The 15,370-nt window shown below is 37.9% G+C and carries 11 protein-coding genes; 7 read left to right on the top strand and 4 right to left on the bottom strand.

Annotation, left to right across the window (positions count from 1 at the left end; genetic code table 11):
* Nucleotides 1-5 precede the first annotated feature (5 nt).
* From holA to infA, 3 genes are all read left to right on the top strand, one after another.
* A complete protein-coding gene (holA, locus tag GYM74_RS07580; protein ID WP_220217624.1) occupies nucleotides 6-1,010 on the top strand; it encodes a DNA polymerase III subunit delta in 1,005 nt (334 codons plus the stop codon).
* Nucleotides 1,004-1,657, top strand: a complete 654-nt coding sequence (nadD, locus tag GYM74_RS07585) for a nicotinate-nucleotide adenylyltransferase (RefSeq protein ID WP_220217625.1) — start codon at nucleotides 1,004-1,006, stop codon at nucleotides 1,655-1,657. Before holA ends, nadD begins: the two co-directional genes overlap by 7 nt.
* 246 nt (nucleotides 1,658-1,903) lie before the next feature.
* The gene (gene infA / locus GYM74_RS07590) at nucleotides 1,904-2,122 is read left to right on the top strand and encodes a translation initiation factor IF-1 (RefSeq protein ID WP_025315083.1); all 219 of its coding nucleotides are present in this window, start codon (nucleotides 1,904-1,906) and stop codon (nucleotides 2,120-2,122) included.
* 550 nt (nucleotides 2,123-2,672) lie between these two features.
* Here infA and GYM74_RS07595 read toward each other — a convergent pair.
* The gene (locus GYM74_RS07595; protein WP_220217626.1) at nucleotides 2,673-4,118 is read right to left on the bottom strand and encodes an amino acid permease; all 1,446 of its coding nucleotides are present in this window, start codon (nucleotides 4,116-4,118) and stop codon (nucleotides 2,673-2,675) included.
* A gap of 217 nt (nucleotides 4,119-4,335) precedes the next feature.
* Nucleotides 4,336-4,602 carry a YkgJ family cysteine cluster protein gene (locus GYM74_RS07600; RefSeq protein WP_220217627.1) on the bottom strand — a complete coding sequence of 89 codons (267 nt, stop codon included), beginning with the start codon at nucleotides 4,600-4,602 and terminating at the stop codon, nucleotides 4,336-4,338.
* 114 nt (nucleotides 4,603-4,716) lie between these two features.
* Here GYM74_RS07600 and yeiP point away from each other — a divergent pair, with 114 nt between their 5' ends.
* The 4 genes from yeiP (at nucleotide 4,717) to GYM74_RS07620 (ending at nucleotide 9,650) form a co-directional block, all read left to right on the top strand.
* Nucleotides 4,717-5,289, top strand: coding sequence for an elongation factor P-like protein YeiP (gene yeiP, locus GYM74_RS07605; RefSeq protein ID WP_220217628.1), 573 nt, complete (start codon nucleotides 4,717-4,719; stop codon nucleotides 5,287-5,289).
* 8 nt (nucleotides 5,290-5,297) lie between these two features.
* A complete protein-coding gene (ttcA, locus tag GYM74_RS07610) occupies nucleotides 5,298-6,200 on the top strand; it encodes a tRNA 2-thiocytidine(32) synthetase TtcA (RefSeq protein WP_220217629.1) in 903 nt (300 codons plus the stop codon).
* 1,384 nt (nucleotides 6,201-7,584) lie between these two features.
* Entirely contained in the window at nucleotides 7,585-8,412 is an 828-nt protein-coding gene (locus GYM74_RS07615) for an MBL fold metallo-hydrolase (protein ID WP_220217630.1), read from the top strand.
* A 14-nt stretch (nucleotides 8,413-8,426) separates the two neighbouring features.
* The gene (locus tag GYM74_RS07620) at nucleotides 8,427-9,650 is read left to right on the top strand and encodes an MFS transporter (protein WP_220217631.1); all 1,224 of its coding nucleotides are present in this window, start codon (nucleotides 8,427-8,429) and stop codon (nucleotides 9,648-9,650) included.
* 49 nt (nucleotides 9,651-9,699) lie between these two features.
* Here the strand turns inward: GYM74_RS07620 and GYM74_RS07625 are convergent, their stop codons facing one another.
* Together GYM74_RS07625 and glnE are read right to left on the bottom strand one after the other, a co-directional pair.
* The gene (locus GYM74_RS07625) at nucleotides 9,700-11,886 is read right to left on the bottom strand and encodes an extracellular solute-binding protein (protein ID WP_220217632.1); all 2,187 of its coding nucleotides are present in this window, start codon (nucleotides 11,884-11,886) and stop codon (nucleotides 9,700-9,702) included.
* A gap of 638 nt (nucleotides 11,887-12,524) precedes the next feature.
* Entirely contained in the window at nucleotides 12,525-15,359 is a 2,835-nt protein-coding gene (glnE, locus tag GYM74_RS07630) for a bifunctional [glutamate--ammonia ligase]-adenylyl-L-tyrosine phosphorylase/[glutamate--ammonia-ligase] adenylyltransferase (RefSeq protein WP_220217633.1), read from the bottom strand.
* Nucleotides 15,360-15,370 lie beyond the last annotated feature (11 nt).

The raw sequence follows: 15,370 nt of genomic DNA on the forward strand, positions 1-15,370 counted from the left end.
TTGTTATGATAAGAATCAATGCAGATCAAATCAGCCACCAATTAGGATCGCCCTACTATCTGTTATTAGGTAGCGATCCTTACTTACAACACTACGGGCAAACCACGCTTCGCAAAGCGATGCAACAAGCGGGCTATGAAGAGCAAAACCTCTTTACGATCGATAACCAAACCGATTGGAACAAAATTTATGACTGCTGTCAGTCATTAAATCTGTTTTCCAGCAAAACCCTGATCTTATTAGATTTTGGCGAAAGTGGCTTAAATGCTGCTATTGCAAGCAAACTTAACACACTTAGCCAAGAGCTAACCGCTGATGTCGCGCTTATCATCAGTTTGAGTAAGATCACCAAAGCGCAAGAAAACGCACCATGGTATAAAGCACTATCCGATAAACTTGTGGTGGTCAACTGCTCAACGCCTGATTTTTCTCAATTACCACAGTGGCTAAATAACCATTTACAACAAAATGAGGTAACAATTGAAAAATCAGCCATTGAACTTTTGTGTTACTATTACGAAGGTAATTTATTAGCCTTAACCCAAATTATTGAGCAGCTTAAGTTATTGTTCCCCAACCAAACTATCAGTTATGAACAGATAGAAAACAATATCAATGATTCGGCTATTTTTACCCCCTATCATTGGATTGATGCCATGCTTGCTCAAAAAACTAAACGAGCGATTCATATATTACAACAACTTAAAGTTAACGATGTTGAGCCGTTGATATTGTTACGCACTATTCAACGAGAGCTTATTTTAGTCATCAATTTAAAAAAAGGCTTACAGCACAAAAACTTCAAGCAGATATTTGATGAATATAAAGTCTGGCAAAACAAAAGAACAATCTATACCGCTTTTTTAAATCGTTTTACGATTAACGATCTCTATGCAGTATTGGCCAAACTGACTGAAATTGAAATCAGTTTAAAGCATGATAATCAGTTAGCAATTTGGGATGCGCTGTCGAGTTTATCGATGCAGTTTATGGGTTTTAAGCAATGTTAACAGCACTACTGGGCGGCACCTTCGATCCGATTCACTATGGACATATCCGGCCGGCAAAAGCATTGGCAAAAGAGGTCGGTTTAACGCAAATTTGCCTGCTACCGAATCATATTCCACCGCATAAACCTCAGCCCGATGCCACAACGGCGGAGCGATTGGCAATGTTAGAGCTTGCGATCGTTGATTTACCGCTGTTTTCAATCGATACAAGGGAGTTAAACGTCGAGGCGGCTCGCCCGTCTTATACTATCGATACGCTGGCACAGTGGCGTAAACAAAACGGCAGCCAAAAAGGGCTTGCCTTTATTATGGGTCAAGATTCCTTGCTTAGTTTACCAAGCTGGAAACAGTGGCAAAACTTACTTGATTATTGCCACCTACTTATCTGCGCGCGCCCGCATTATAGTGAAAAAATTACCGATCCGACTTTGGCCAAATGGATTGCCAAGCACCAAACCACAAATGTGGCTGATCTGCATGCTTCGCCGGCGGGCTATATCTATTTTGCCCATACGCCACTTGAGGATATATCGGCAACCCAAATCAGACAAAATATTAACGACCCTAAAAACGTTGAAAACTTGCTACCACCACCAGTTTGGCGCTATATTCATCAGCATGGGCTTTATAATGCAAAGAAAATTTAGAAAGGACTTTACATCTGGCACTTTTTTCGGCATTATTTTGCCGCTGCATTTATATATTTATATATTCTAAATTCAGTTTTCTGTGTTTATACTCAAAATCACTAAATTGGCATTAGCAAAAATCCAATAGGCTTTACTTGCAATGTCTAATTTTACCGCTTTTCGTACTCACATTGATTAACATGTGTATTGTCGTGAGTGCAATGAGTATAATTAATTTGTTGTATTTATTAATAAGAGGCCCCAATGGCAAAAGAAGATAACATTGAAATGCAAGGTACTATACTTGATACTCTTCCAAACACGATGTTTCGTGTTGAACTTGAAAATGGTCATGTCGTTACTGCACATATATCCGGTAAGATGAGAAAAAACTATATTCGTATTCTAACTGGCGACAAAGTTACGGTTGAAATGACGCCTTATGATCTTTCAAAAGCTCGTATCATCTTCCGTAGTCGCTAATCGTTATCAGACTTATTGTTTTTTAAATAATTAACCACCTAATCGGTTATTTCTCTTTTTTTAATACAATTGCGTCGACTGATGTCGACGCAAGCGCTTTTCTATTATCTAAAATTAGCCTGTCTATTTGATTCTTGATCATTCAAACCGCAATCGGTAGTAATTAAGTATATCAACTTCTGCAAAATCGATTTTATCATCGTGGCTTAATTGATATTTAATTGACTAACGACTACTTTGCTTAGCACTTTATACTAAAAAAAATGGCGCCGATAGTAAGCGGCGCCATTGTATTTTATTTGAAATTAGTCAATCTATCGGATTATCAACAATTCAAATTGCGACCTAGGCTAATTGAGTTATCCGCCTTTGGCAAAATTGATTTTATTTAAATAGCTAAGCTTTTTTTAGTTGGCTAACCAATACATTGCTTAGCGCTTTATACTAAAAAAAAATGGCACCGATAGTAAGCGGCGCCATTATATTTTATTCTCATTAAGCCAATCTATCGGCTTATCAACAATTCAAATTGCGACATCCGATAATTGAGTTAATCGACTTGTGAAAAGTCCATATCTTCGTATTTAATCCATTTGGTTTTTTTGACGATTTTATAACCGAAGTAGATCACAAAAAACAGTGGAATACCGATATAAGTTGCTATCACCCCATTCCAGTCAATGGTATCTTGCAAGAATGCTTCGTAGTTTTGACCTAAGGTAATGATTAAACAAAGTACAAAGGCAAAAATCGGTCCGAATGGGAAGAAATTCGAAAAGTAAGGCAATTTGTTTAAGTCTAATCGTTGCGCCATGTAGCCTTTTCTAAAACGGTAATGGCTAATGGCAATACCTAACCAAGCAATAAAGCCGGTCATACCTGACATATTGAGTAACCATAAGTAAACTTGTTGGTCTTTAAACATCGAAGTTAAGAAACATAACATAGCGATAATGGTTGTTGCTATTAAAGCAAAGCGTGGTACGCCCGATGAAGATAATCGAGAGAACATTTTTGGCGCTTTACCCTCTTTAGCTAAGGCGTACAGCATACGGGTAGAGGCGTATAAGCCTGAGTTACCAGCTGATAATACCGAGGTCAAAATCACCGCATTCATCACCGCCGCTGCCGATAATAAACCAGCATGCTGGAACACTAAGGTAAACGGGCTGACGCTGATGTCGGTTTCATCATTGCGCAATAAATTAGGATCGTCATAAGGTATCAATACGCTGATGATAAAAATTGCGAAAATATAGAACAGTAAAATACGCCAAAACACTTGTCTCATTGCTTTAGGAATATTTCTTTTCGGATCTTCTGACTCACCAGCGGCAATGCCGATAAGTTCAGTTCCCTGAAAAGAAAAGCCAACGACCATAGCCACACCAATCATGGATGAAAAACCACCGACAAAAGGCGCATCACCATACCGCCAATTGCCAAAGGCGCTTTTAACTCCATCATGATGTAAAATACTGTAAAACATCGCAATCCCAATAATAATAAAGATAATTACAGTGACTACTTTAATTAATGAGAACCAGAATTCAGCTTCACCAAAACCTTTTACCGATATATAGTTTAAACAAAAAATAATGCTTAAAAATAGCAAGCTCCACAGCCAACTATATTCACCAACATCAAACCAATACGAAATAACCAGTTGCGCCGCCACTAAATCAACCGCAACGGTGATCGCCCAGTTATACCAATAGTTCCAGCCGATAGCAAAACCAAACGCTTCATCGACATAACGTGCGCCATAAGTGGCAAAAGTGCCGGAAACCGGAAGGTAAGCGGCTAACTCGCCAAGGCTGGTCATTAAAAAGTAGACCATAATGCCAATAATCGCATAGGAGAGCAGTGCGCCTCCGGGCCCAGCAGTTGCAACGGTCGCCCCCGAAGCAACAAACAATCCGGTACCGATTGAGCCACCGATTGCTATCATGGTTAAATGACGAGCTTTTAAATCCCGTTTTAATTTATAATTCATAACAATATTCTTCTTTTTAAAGAGATTAAATTACATAAAAAAATTCAGTCATAGTCGGCTTTGCTTTTGAATATCAACCAATAACTGAGAAAATCTAACTTAACAGTTTGTGTTTATTTATCTATACAAATAAAGTGCGGTGAAGTGTAGCAAAAAAACAGCAGTGCGAGATAAATAATTCTAATAATAAGACCAGTTTATTAAATATAAGCAATACTTATACCCTAGTTAGCTGTTCTAATTGAGATAAATAATCGAGTGCCTGCTGGCGACAGTTACCGCACATCTCAAAGCAAGGCTTTAAACGGCCACAGACAGAAGGTCGGGATGATTGCCCAAATAAGCGACAGTGAAAATCTTCATCCAAATGAATACAGGCAACGCCAGCCGGTTTACCGTTAGGCATGCCAGGAATAGCCGATGAGATCGACGGCGCAATACAACAAGCGCCACAATTTTCACGGCATTTAAATGAATCAGTCATCGCATTACCTTTTATTTAACGATCATCGATAAATTTTGTTGGAGACAATAGCAAGATAGCGGTAAAATAGCGAGCTAATTTTTTAACCCCCTTATTAATTGCGAAGAAAATATTATGGCAAAAGCAAATGAGATAAAACGAGGCGATGCGGTCACTTATAACGGTAAATTATTACTGGTCAAAGAAATTGACGTTCAAAGCCCAAGCGCACGTGGAGCAAGCACTCTTTATAAAATGCGTTTTACCGATGTCAGAAATGGCGGTAAAGTTGAAGAACGCTTTAAAGGTGATGATATTATCGACACTATCGAACTATTTCGCCGTCCGGTCAGCTTTTCTTATATTGACGGTGATGAATACGTGTTTATGGATAATGAAGATTACACTCCTTTTATCTTCAAAAAAGAACAAATTGAAGAAGAATTATTGTTTATTCCTGAAGGTGGCATGAATGGCATCCAAGTTTTAATGGCAGACGGTGAAGTTGTCGCATTAGAGTTGCCGCAAACGGTAGATTTAGAAATTATCGAAACTTCACCGAGTATCAAAGGCGCTTCGGCCAGTGCTCGCACCAAACCAGCGACCTTATCAACAGGTTTAGTTATTCAAGTGCCTGAATATATCGATAACAACGAAAAAGTGAAAATTCATATCGCTGAACGTCGTTATATGGGACGAGCGGAATAATTAATAGTATGGTGACAAGTACATATAATCAAAATAAATTGCATAAACGATTGCGTCGTCTAACAGGCGAAGCGATTGCCGACTTTAATATGATTGAAGAGGGTGATCGTATTATGGTCTGTTTATCCGGCGGTAAAGATAGTTATACTTTGCTTGATATTCTGATTAATCTAAAAATAAGCGCACCGGTCAATTTTGAATTGGTTGCCGTCAATTTAGATCAAAAACAGCCCGGCTTTCCTGAGCATGTTTTGCCGGAATATCTGCAATCGTTAGGTATCGAGTACAAAATTGTGCAGGAAAACACTTACGGCATCGTTAAAGAAAAAATTCCGGAAGGCAAAACAACCTGCTCGCTCTGTTCTCGTTTGCGTCGAGGGATTTTATATCGCACCGCAACCGAACTGGGGGCGACCAAAATTGCGCTCGGTCATCATCGTGATGATATATTAGAAACACTGTTTCTTAATATGTTTTATGGCGGAAAGCTTAAAGCGATGCCACCGAAGTTGGTTAACGACACGGGCGAACATATCATTATTCGTCCGCTGGCATATTGCAAAGAAAAAGATATCGCCAAATATGCCGACATTAAGCAGTTTCCAATTATTCCTTGTAATTTATGTGGCTCTCAGCCTAATTTACAACGACAAGTGATTAAAGAGATGCTTAACGAGTGGGATAAGAAATTCCCCGGACGAATTGAAACCATGTTCCGTGCAACACAAAATATCACCCTATCACACCTTTGTGATACTCACCTTTTCGATTTTAAAGGAATTAAAAAAGGTGATATCGATGAAAATGGTGGCGATTTAGCTTTTGATCGGGAAGAGTTACCACCAATAGTTGGTTTTAATGCTGCTGAGCTTGATGATCAAGAGATGATCCTTTGGAAAGAGGCAAATTAAGCTTAAACTGATCAACGCTATTACGCTATATCGGCGCTAGTTATTACTAACGCCGGTAGTTTCTTAAATACTTTCTTTTATTTCTTATATTTTCAAATTAACTTAATTGTTAATATCATTTATCGCAACCAAAAACTGTTCTTACCGATGATTTCCAATCATGGTTTCTTTTATTTTCAATATTTCCAAATCAACTTATTTTTCACTATCATTTTACACTTATCTAAAAGGTTTACTTTGCTAATCAATGAAAAAACATATATTGTCATTTATTATGAGATATAGCCTGATAATTACTGAAGTTAACACCGTTTACCGCTATCAATAATTATTATGATAGATGATTTACTATAGCATTTCTTTAATTTCCAATATCGCCAAAATACTTAATTATTAATATCATTGATATGATTACCCTGCCAATTAATTAATACTCACATCATCAAATTTCATTATCGATTATAACCCGCTAGCAACTTAAGTTAATCCCGTGTATCGCTATCAATAACTAACTCGACAGATTGTTTCTTAAATTGTTCAGTTAATTTCCTATATTGCTAAATTAGACTTTGTGATCATAATATTCAAAGTTTATCTAAACTATTATTCCGGCTGATTAATGTAGATAGCTATTAAAGCAATCCATTATGATATATAAACCGTTAGTACCCAATTCAAAACTTATCTTTGTCTCGATCAGTCGACAGAAATTGTTTCTTAATGTATTTCTTAAATTTCTTATACCCCTAAATTAATTTGTTTAATCGTACTGTTAAATAATTAATAAAAGGTTGATGTGTAACAGATAAATAACAAATATCATCACGCTTGATTGCATAATATAATCTATTGGTTAGCGAAGCTACAGCTTGCCTTGATACAAGCTTGCACTATCACCAGAATTGTTTAACAGTTTTCTAAATTGGCGTATAAATTTGTTTCCTAAAATGTCCATTAAGTGTTTTTAGTTTCCATATATAGGATTTTATCTAATTAATTATTGATTTAAAGTCTATCTAAGATACTATTTGTAATGATAAGTTTATCAAAAGATCGTCCTATTTTATCGTAGAAAAATAGCGATTAATTATTGATTTGTCAGTGTTAGATCAGCGGTGGTATGCGCAATGATCACTGATCGATTAATTAGTATCTAAATTAACTTATTAACACATCAATTAAAGAAAATCTGTTTCTTAATCAATTTATTTGATCCGATCATTTAGCGTTAATTTAAAACTTTGATCCTGCTCACGAATTAACAAAAAAGTAAGCTAATTTTATTGTGGAATAACCTACCTTCACATAAAATTGAAACGTTCCAATTTTACAACACAACTTGTAATTTGACCCGTTTAAACAACCTAAATAATAGGAGAACAATGTGAAACTACAGTTTTTGGGTACCGCTGCTTCTGAAGGTATTCCCAATCCTTTTTGTAAATGCGATATTTGTCAAAAGACACGAATACAAAAAGGTAAAAATATCCGCACCCGAAGTTCAGTGATTATCGATGATATCTTGCAAATCGATTTTGCCCCAGAGTTTAGTTATCAAGTTATGCGTGATAATATTGACGTGACCAAAATCAAAGATCTTCTTTTTACCCATACCCACCCCGACCATTTTAATGTCGGTGATCTATTTAGTCGTATGGTCGATTATGGTTTTAATATCGATCATCCGCTGTCTGTTTATGGCAATGATATTGCGATAAATGGCTGTTTAAACGTTCTACCCGGTTATAGCTCGGAGCGGTTTGTGTTTAATTTGCTGGTGCCATATCAAACGGTAACCAGTTCGGCCGGCTATCGTATTACCCCATTGCTGGCGAATCATGCCAAATGGGAATTTTGTTATATTTACCTGATCGAAAAAGACGGCAAAACGGTACTGCACGGACACGATTCCGGCTATTTTCCGGAGCTCACCTGGCAATGGTTAAAAGCAAGTGGTAAAAAAATCGATTTAGCGGTTTTTGAATGTACTTATGGCTATAAGCAAAATGATCGCACTAATAATCATATGAGTATTGAAACGGTCATTGCTGCGCAAAAACGTATGTTAGATGATGCGATCTTCGACTCTTCAACCCAACTTATCACCTCGCATCACTCACATAGTAGTGGATTTATGCACGACCAATTAGTTGAAATATTTGAACCTTATCATATTCAAGTCGCTTACGACGGCTTAATTAAGACAATTTAATATTGGAGTTTTATATGTCAAAAATACCCAGTTTGCTACTTATGATGTTTTTACAATATTTTGTGCAAGGTGCATGGAATATGGTTATCGGCGCAGTACTTGCTGCTCATGATTTAAAAGAGATTGTCGGTTCAACTTATTCGGTTTTGGGCATAGCTACCATTATTTCGCCACTGTTTGTGGGTATGGTTGCCGATAGATTTATCGCCTCGCAAAAAGTCATGGGCGTGTTACACATTATTAATGCTTGTGTTTTATTTACTATTCCCAATTTTATTCTCAGCGGTAATGTGACCGGCTTTTTAATTATGATCTTTATTGTTGGCTTGCTGTTTTACCCAACTACTGCCTTAGCCAATAGCGTAAGCTTCAGACATATTGACGGTGTTCGTTGGTTCCCAATTATTCGGGTCTTTGGTACCATTGGTTTTATGGTAGCCGGATTAATTCTCGGGTTTACCGGTTTTTCAACTTCGATTAATTCGTTTTTACTTGCCGCTGGTGCCTCTGTGGTATATGGCTTATATTGCTTTATGCTACCTAATACACCGCCAAGTGGCAAAAACAAAAAATTCTCGCTACGTGATGTTTTGTGTTTAGATGCGTTATCGCTGTTTAAAGATAAATACTTTACTATCTTTATGCTATCAACCTTTATTCTGATGATAACCAAAACAGCTTATAGTGCTTATCTACCTGTCTATTTACCGGTATTAGGTATTGAGCCGGCGTCCATGATGCAAATTGCCATTGCTACCGAAGTCATATTTATGTTTATGTTATCTTTCTTATTAAGTCGTTATGGATTTAAAAAGATCATCTTATTTGGTGCCATTTGTTGGGTAATTCGCTCTTTAATGCTGTCCTTAGCCGCCACGGCAGGAGGTGTTGAGATGTATTTCTATATTATTGGTACACTTCTGTTACAAGGTATCTGTTGGGACTTCTTCTTTACAGCCGGGGATATTTATGTAGATAAAAAAGCCGGAACTGAAATTAAAGCTCAAGCGCAAGGATTACGTTTTATTGTTTCCAATGGTTTTGGTCTGTTTATGGCAGCGTCAGTCTGTGGATTTATCAATAATCGGGTTGTAACTGAAAAGTCTTTAGAGCAAGCCGGACCTCAATGGCAGCAGTTTTGGATCTATCCGGCTGTGGTTGCGGCCATTGTGGCGGTCGGATTCTGGTTCTTCTTTAACGATAAAGATGTGATTATGACATCTAAAGCAAAATCCTAAGCAAGTAGCCTTTAACCTATCGATTGCAATATTGCTGATAATGCCTTTATTAGCAATATTGCTCGCTGATTGACTCATTAATAAGCGCAATCACTTGCTTAGCACTAAATTGCCCGCTTATCCAACCCGATAAATATTGACCGATAATATGTTCAACTAAGTGCAGATTAATTGCTTTGCCATTGATACTGTTTTCCCGTATACCATTAGCATATTGCAATTGGGCAACCGGTAGCCAGGGTGATTGATTAACAATCGGCTGATTTTGCATAATATTTTTTTGCGCCGTTGCACCGCCCAGTAAAGCAATTTGTTCATTGATTTCAGCCGAATAGAGCCAATCAAAAAAGGTTTTTACCGCTTTGTCTTTTTGACTATATTTAGACATACCCAGCGATCCACCACCAAATAATGCACGATTACCCGGCACATTGCTATAGCCAATCAATGGTAAAATATCCCGATGATTGATATAGCTAAACAAATTAGTATAGACAATTAGCATTGCCAGTTTACCCTGTTCGAATAAATTAACCGACTGTTGCCACCAACTGGCATCAATGTTGTTTGCTGACTGAATAAAGGTCTGTAATTGGGTTAAGGTACTTAGCGCAATCGAGTGATTTAAACACAGTTTATCTTCATTAAATAATTTTCCACCTTGCGCATAGTAACGAAGTAAAAACTCTGATGCGATAATCTCGTCATTACCCAGCGTAATGCAACTACCATACTCGATTGGGGATTCACTATTATACTGTTGATTAAAAAATGTGGCGATCTGATTGAAATCTTTAAAATTTGTCGGGATCTGCAAGTACTGTCGATACTTTTCAAAGTAAGCGCGTTTGATCAACGGATCGTCAAATAAATCTTTACGATAAAACAGCATCTGCACACTCGGATCAAATGGTATGGCATAGGCTTTGTTATCCACATAACTAAATCGCTCAACAATCTCCGGTTGATAGCGTTCAAACAGTGATGCCACATTGAGATCAAGCTCGATTAACGGCTTAAATATGAAAGGCGCAAACCAAGGTAAACCTGCCATATCGAGTCGAACAATATCGATTTGTGGGTGCTGGTCAAAATTCTCAACAATGTCGTAAATCTCATCAAAGGGTTTTACAATTAAGTTGACATCAATACCGCTGACTTTTTTAAAGTGGGGTAGCAATTTTTTAACGGCTTCAGTCGACGGGCTGGGTAAAATCAGAAAATTAATCACTTGCGCCGTTTGCGATAAGCCCCTTACTGCGCTATCGGGTAATTTAGTCGGTAATATAGCGGGTAATAATGAAAAGCCTTTATTAGCTAACGGCGTGATTGGTTTATCTTCAATTAATTTAATGATCTGCTCGCTCAACATCCCATAATTCATATGGTATTGGTAAAAGTCACTTTCATAATAAAAACGGTTATTGGCTAATGTGTAAATGGGTGGGCACTTATCTAAACTGCCAAAAAAGTTAGCGTTTCTGATAAAATGCGCCTGCTCCATATCCATGGTGATAATGGCATGATATTGAGGGTGTTGCTCAGTAAAAAATTGAAAAGCTAAATTATAACTGCTTTCTGACGGCGCTGAAGCAATGGTATCTAATTGCACTGAATAATTTTGCTGGACAAAAGCATTTTCCAGCCCTTGCTTGAACAAATTCGCATGATGATGTTGATAGCTACAGCAAAATAAGCCGATATGCCGATAGTGATGCTTTATCATTTGTGCGGCGATATCTTCGCCTGCCTGTTCAAAATCTAAAGTGATAAATTGCTTTGCTTGAGCCGGTTTGCGATAGACAAAAATGATTTTTTCATCGGCTATTTTAATCGATTGATAATAAGGTTGCGCATCAGCTAAAGCGCTAATGGTGATAACAGCGTGATCACGTTTGACGGCCACTTTTGAGATATGTTGTAATTCAAGCTCTTTTGAGTCATAGGTCAAATAGAGTGCTAGTTCGTAACCCTGCTCGTTGGCATAATTAAACAGACCTTCATAAAGGTAAGCGTACTGTTCTTTAGTGATATTGGGCAAAATTACCGATATGGTTTTAGCACTGCCCTCTTTTAAGATTTTGGCTTGTAAGTTAAGTTGATAGCCTAACTGTTGTACGGCTTGTTCAACTAATTTGATTTTTTTGACACTGACATTACCCCGACCATTAAGCACATTTGATACCGTGCCGTGCGATACTCCCGCCAATTTCGCAATATCTTTGATCGTTGCCATTAAATTTAAAACTCCAATAAAATCTAAATCGGTATAAAAAGTTTTTAAACCGATGTTATATCATCGCTAACGCCGTTATCTTGTCAAGAACTTTCAGAAAATACCCATGTTTAAGTATAAAACTGAGCTATTTTACTTTGTCATTTAGCCAGGCAATCATTTTGGTTCCTAACGTCAGTGATATTATACAGGTAGATTTCTTGTCAAAAACTTTCAGAAAACACCTATGTTTCAGTATAAAACTGAGCTATTTTACTTTGTCATTTAGCCTGCTTTAGCAAGGCAATCAAATTTACTTGCCTAACGTCAGCGATATTATACAGGTAGATTTCTTGTCAAAAACTTTCAGAAAGCACCTATGTTTTAGTATAAAACTGAACTATTTTACTTTGCCATTTAGCCTGCTTTAGCAAGGCAATCATTTTGGTTCCTAACGTCAGTGATATTATACAGGTAGATTTCTTGTCAAGAACTTTCAGAAAATACCTATGTTTTAGTATAAAACTGAATTATTTTACTTTGCCATTTAGCCTGCTTTAGCAAGGCAATCATTTTGCTTGCCTAACGTCAGCGATATTATACTGGCATATTTCTTGTCAAAAACTTTCAGAAAATACCTATGTTTAAGTATAAAACAGCTAATTGTTGCTTAACCATTTAGCCCAGCTATGTTTGACTATCTCTCTTTCTTGCTTAAAGCTGTCGCTTTCAACCAAACTTGGGCGAAGTTGTAATGCTAATTGATGTATTTCATTACGCATATCAATATAAGCGTTGGTGAGCGCTTGCGCTTCGGTTTCATCCATAATTTGATAATTGGCTGCTAATTCTAAAATACGTACGTTATCACTCCAATGGGTTATTTTAGGATATTGATTGGCATAATTTAGCACAAGATATTGTGATAAAAATTCAATATCGCCAATGCCACCTTCATCAATTTTTAAATTAAACCAATCCGCTTGGGTAGTGCCTAAATGTAGGCGCATTTTTTCACGCATCTGTCTGACGTCGGTTTTTAATTGGCTTTCATCCCGTGCTTTGCAAAGTACTTGGCGGCGAATTTGGTTAAATTGTTCAATTAGCTCAGCCTCACCATAAACTGCACGAGCTCGCACTAAGGCTTGATGTTCCCATGTCCATGCTTCATGCATTTGGTAATCTTCAAACGCCGTTAAACTACAGGCTAATAAGCCAGCATCGCCCTGTGGGCGCAAGCGTACATCAACTTCATATAAAATCCCAAAGCTGGTACGGACATTAAATAAATGGATAATACGTTGTACCAGTCGTAAATAAAATTGCCGACTATCTATCTGTTTTTCACCATTGGTGACACTACTGGCCGGGCAGTTATGTAAAAAGACCAAATCCAGATCGGAACCATAACCCAGCTCCCAGCCACCTAATTTACCGTAAGCTATCACCACTAAACCTTTTTGGTTGTCAGTGAGATAATCCGGCTTGCCATAACGGCTTACCATTTGATTCCATGCCATTTGTACAACGAAATCCAGTAACGCTTCTGCCACATAAGTTAGGTGATCACTCACTTTCATGGTGGTTAATACATGCTGCACATCAGCAGCAGCAATATGCAGTAGTTGCATCTGTTTAAACTGACGTAAGGCTTCGAGTTGTTGCTCTTCATCATCAACCGCTATACGCAGTAAATATTGATACAGTTCACTTTTATAAGCATCAGGGGCAGCCGTTTGATAGAGCGAATTGATATCAATCAGTTCATCTAACAAAATGGGATAGTGGGCTAATTGGTCGCTGATCATTGGCGATGCGCTACATAAGCGGATCAATTGTTTCAGTGCGGTTGGATACTCAAGCAGTAGCTCCAGATAGGTGGTACGACTAACGATGTTTACCAGTAATGGAAAAATTCTTGGCAGTAAAATAAGTGGTTGTTGTTCATGACAAGTCAAAGCGAGTAATCGTGGCATTAGCTGATCTAAAATCTCACGCCCTCGCACGCCGATTGTTCGTTTGCCGATATCATCTCGAAATTGCAGCAACAATTGACATAGCTGCTGCGCATCTTGCTCGTTTAAGCCGGGTAATACGGCTTTGACATCAGTCAATTGTAAATCCGGCACCCATAGATCATCAAACGGATCATTATCGTGTTTAGATTGGCTCGATTCTGGTGTATCTTCGCCAATTAATTCATTAAATATTTGTCGATTAAGTTGCATTCGTTTAGATAAATCATCGCTAAACGTTGACCAGTTATCAAAGCCCATGCTGGTCGCCAGACGTAATTGATCGAGTTCGTTTTCAGGCAAGGTTTGGGTTTGTTCATCATTAATGGCTTGCAAAATGTTTTCACAGCGGCGTAAAAATAGGTAGTTTTCCCGCAATAAAATCACTTCCTCAACATCCAATAATCCTTCTTGTTCTATCACCTGTAAAGCGTGTAATAAGGAACGAGTCTGTAACCCCACTACTCGACCGCCTCGAATAAGTTGAAAGACTTGTACGATAAACTCAATTTCTCGAATCCCGCCAGCGCCGAGTTTTATATTGTTTTTCAAACCTCGACGACGCACTTCTCGTTCAATCATGCTTTTCATATTACGCAATGATTGTAATACGCTAAAATCAATATAACGACGATAAACAAAAGGTTTTAGCATTTGATAGAGTTCTAAGGTATAAGGATCTTGCTGATCACCTAAGACCTTAGCTTTCACCATGGCGTAACGTTCCCAGTCTCGCCCTTGTTCTTGATAATAATCTTCCATAGCGGAAAAACTGAGCACTAACGGGCCACCGTCACCAAGTGGGCGCAAACGCATATCAACCCGATAAACAAAGCCGTCTTCGGTGACGTGATCGAGCGCTTTGATTAGGCGTTGCCCTAAACGAGTAAAAAAAACCGCATTATCCAGCTCTCGTCGTCCACCTTGAGTATGACCGTGTTCGGGATAAGTAAATATAAGATCAATATCGGAGGAAAAATTCAGTTCACCCCCCCCTAATTTACCCATACCTAAAATTAGTAAAGGCTGCGCAATTCCCTGCCCATTACAAGGCGTACCCCATTCCTGACAGCTTAACTGGTAGAGCCAATTTCGAGCCGTGATAATGATCACTTGAGCAAGTTCACTCAGTTGCAATAGTATTTGTTCATCGGTGCTGATCTTAGTCAATTGAGACCATTCAAGACGAGTCAGGATAAAACGACGAAAACATCTTAATGTTTTCATCAATTGCTCCTCATTGGTGACCGATGCTAATTGTTCATTCAGCCAAGTTTGATAAAATCGTCTTTCATCAGCTTGTGGGGGAGCGCTAATCAATTGCGATAACCAGCTAGGATATCGATTAAATGTATCAATCAGAAAATCACTCTGAATTAAAATATCAAGGCTTGCTTGTAAACAATCACGATCAATGTTTGACAAATTTGCCAGGACTTTCTGTTTTTGTTGATTAAATACTTTTTTCAATTCTGTCATGCTGGTCATTC

The organism is Gilliamella sp. ESL0405, assembly GCF_019469205.1.
In the GTDB taxonomy this organism is placed as follows: domain Bacteria; phylum Pseudomonadota; class Gammaproteobacteria; order Enterobacterales; family Orbaceae; genus Gilliamella.

Excerpts from the sequence above, each read along its gene's own strand:
- holA (WP_220217624.1), top strand. The coding sequence starts at position 6 with ATGATAAGAATCAATGCAGATCAAATCAGCCACCAATTAGGATCGCCC.
- nadD (WP_220217625.1), top strand. The coding sequence starts at position 1,004 with ATGTTAACAGCACTACTGGGCGGCACCTTCGATCCGATTCACTATGGA.
- infA (WP_025315083.1), top strand. The coding sequence starts at position 1,904 with ATGGCAAAAGAAGATAACATTGAAATGCAAGGTACTATACTTGATACT.
- GYM74_RS07595 (WP_220217626.1), bottom strand. The coding sequence starts at position 4,118 with ATGAATTATAAATTAAAACGGGATTTAAAAGCTCGTCATTTAACCATG.
- GYM74_RS07600 (WP_220217627.1), bottom strand. The coding sequence starts at position 4,602 with ATGACTGATTCATTTAAATGCCGTGAAAATTGTGGCGCTTGTTGTATT.
- yeiP (WP_220217628.1), top strand. The coding sequence starts at position 4,717 with ATGGCAAAAGCAAATGAGATAAAACGAGGCGATGCGGTCACTTATAAC.
- ttcA (WP_220217629.1), top strand. The coding sequence starts at position 5,298 with ATGGTGACAAGTACATATAATCAAAATAAATTGCATAAACGATTGCGT.
- GYM74_RS07620 (WP_220217631.1), top strand. The coding sequence starts at position 8,427 with ATGTCAAAAATACCCAGTTTGCTACTTATGATGTTTTTACAATATTTT.
- GYM74_RS07625 (WP_220217632.1), bottom strand. The coding sequence starts at position 11,886 with ATGGCAACGATCAAAGATATTGCGAAATTGGCGGGAGTATCGCACGGC.
- glnE (WP_220217633.1), bottom strand. The coding sequence starts at position 15,359 with ATGACAGAATTGAAAAAAGTATTTAATCAACAAAAACAGAAAGTCCTG.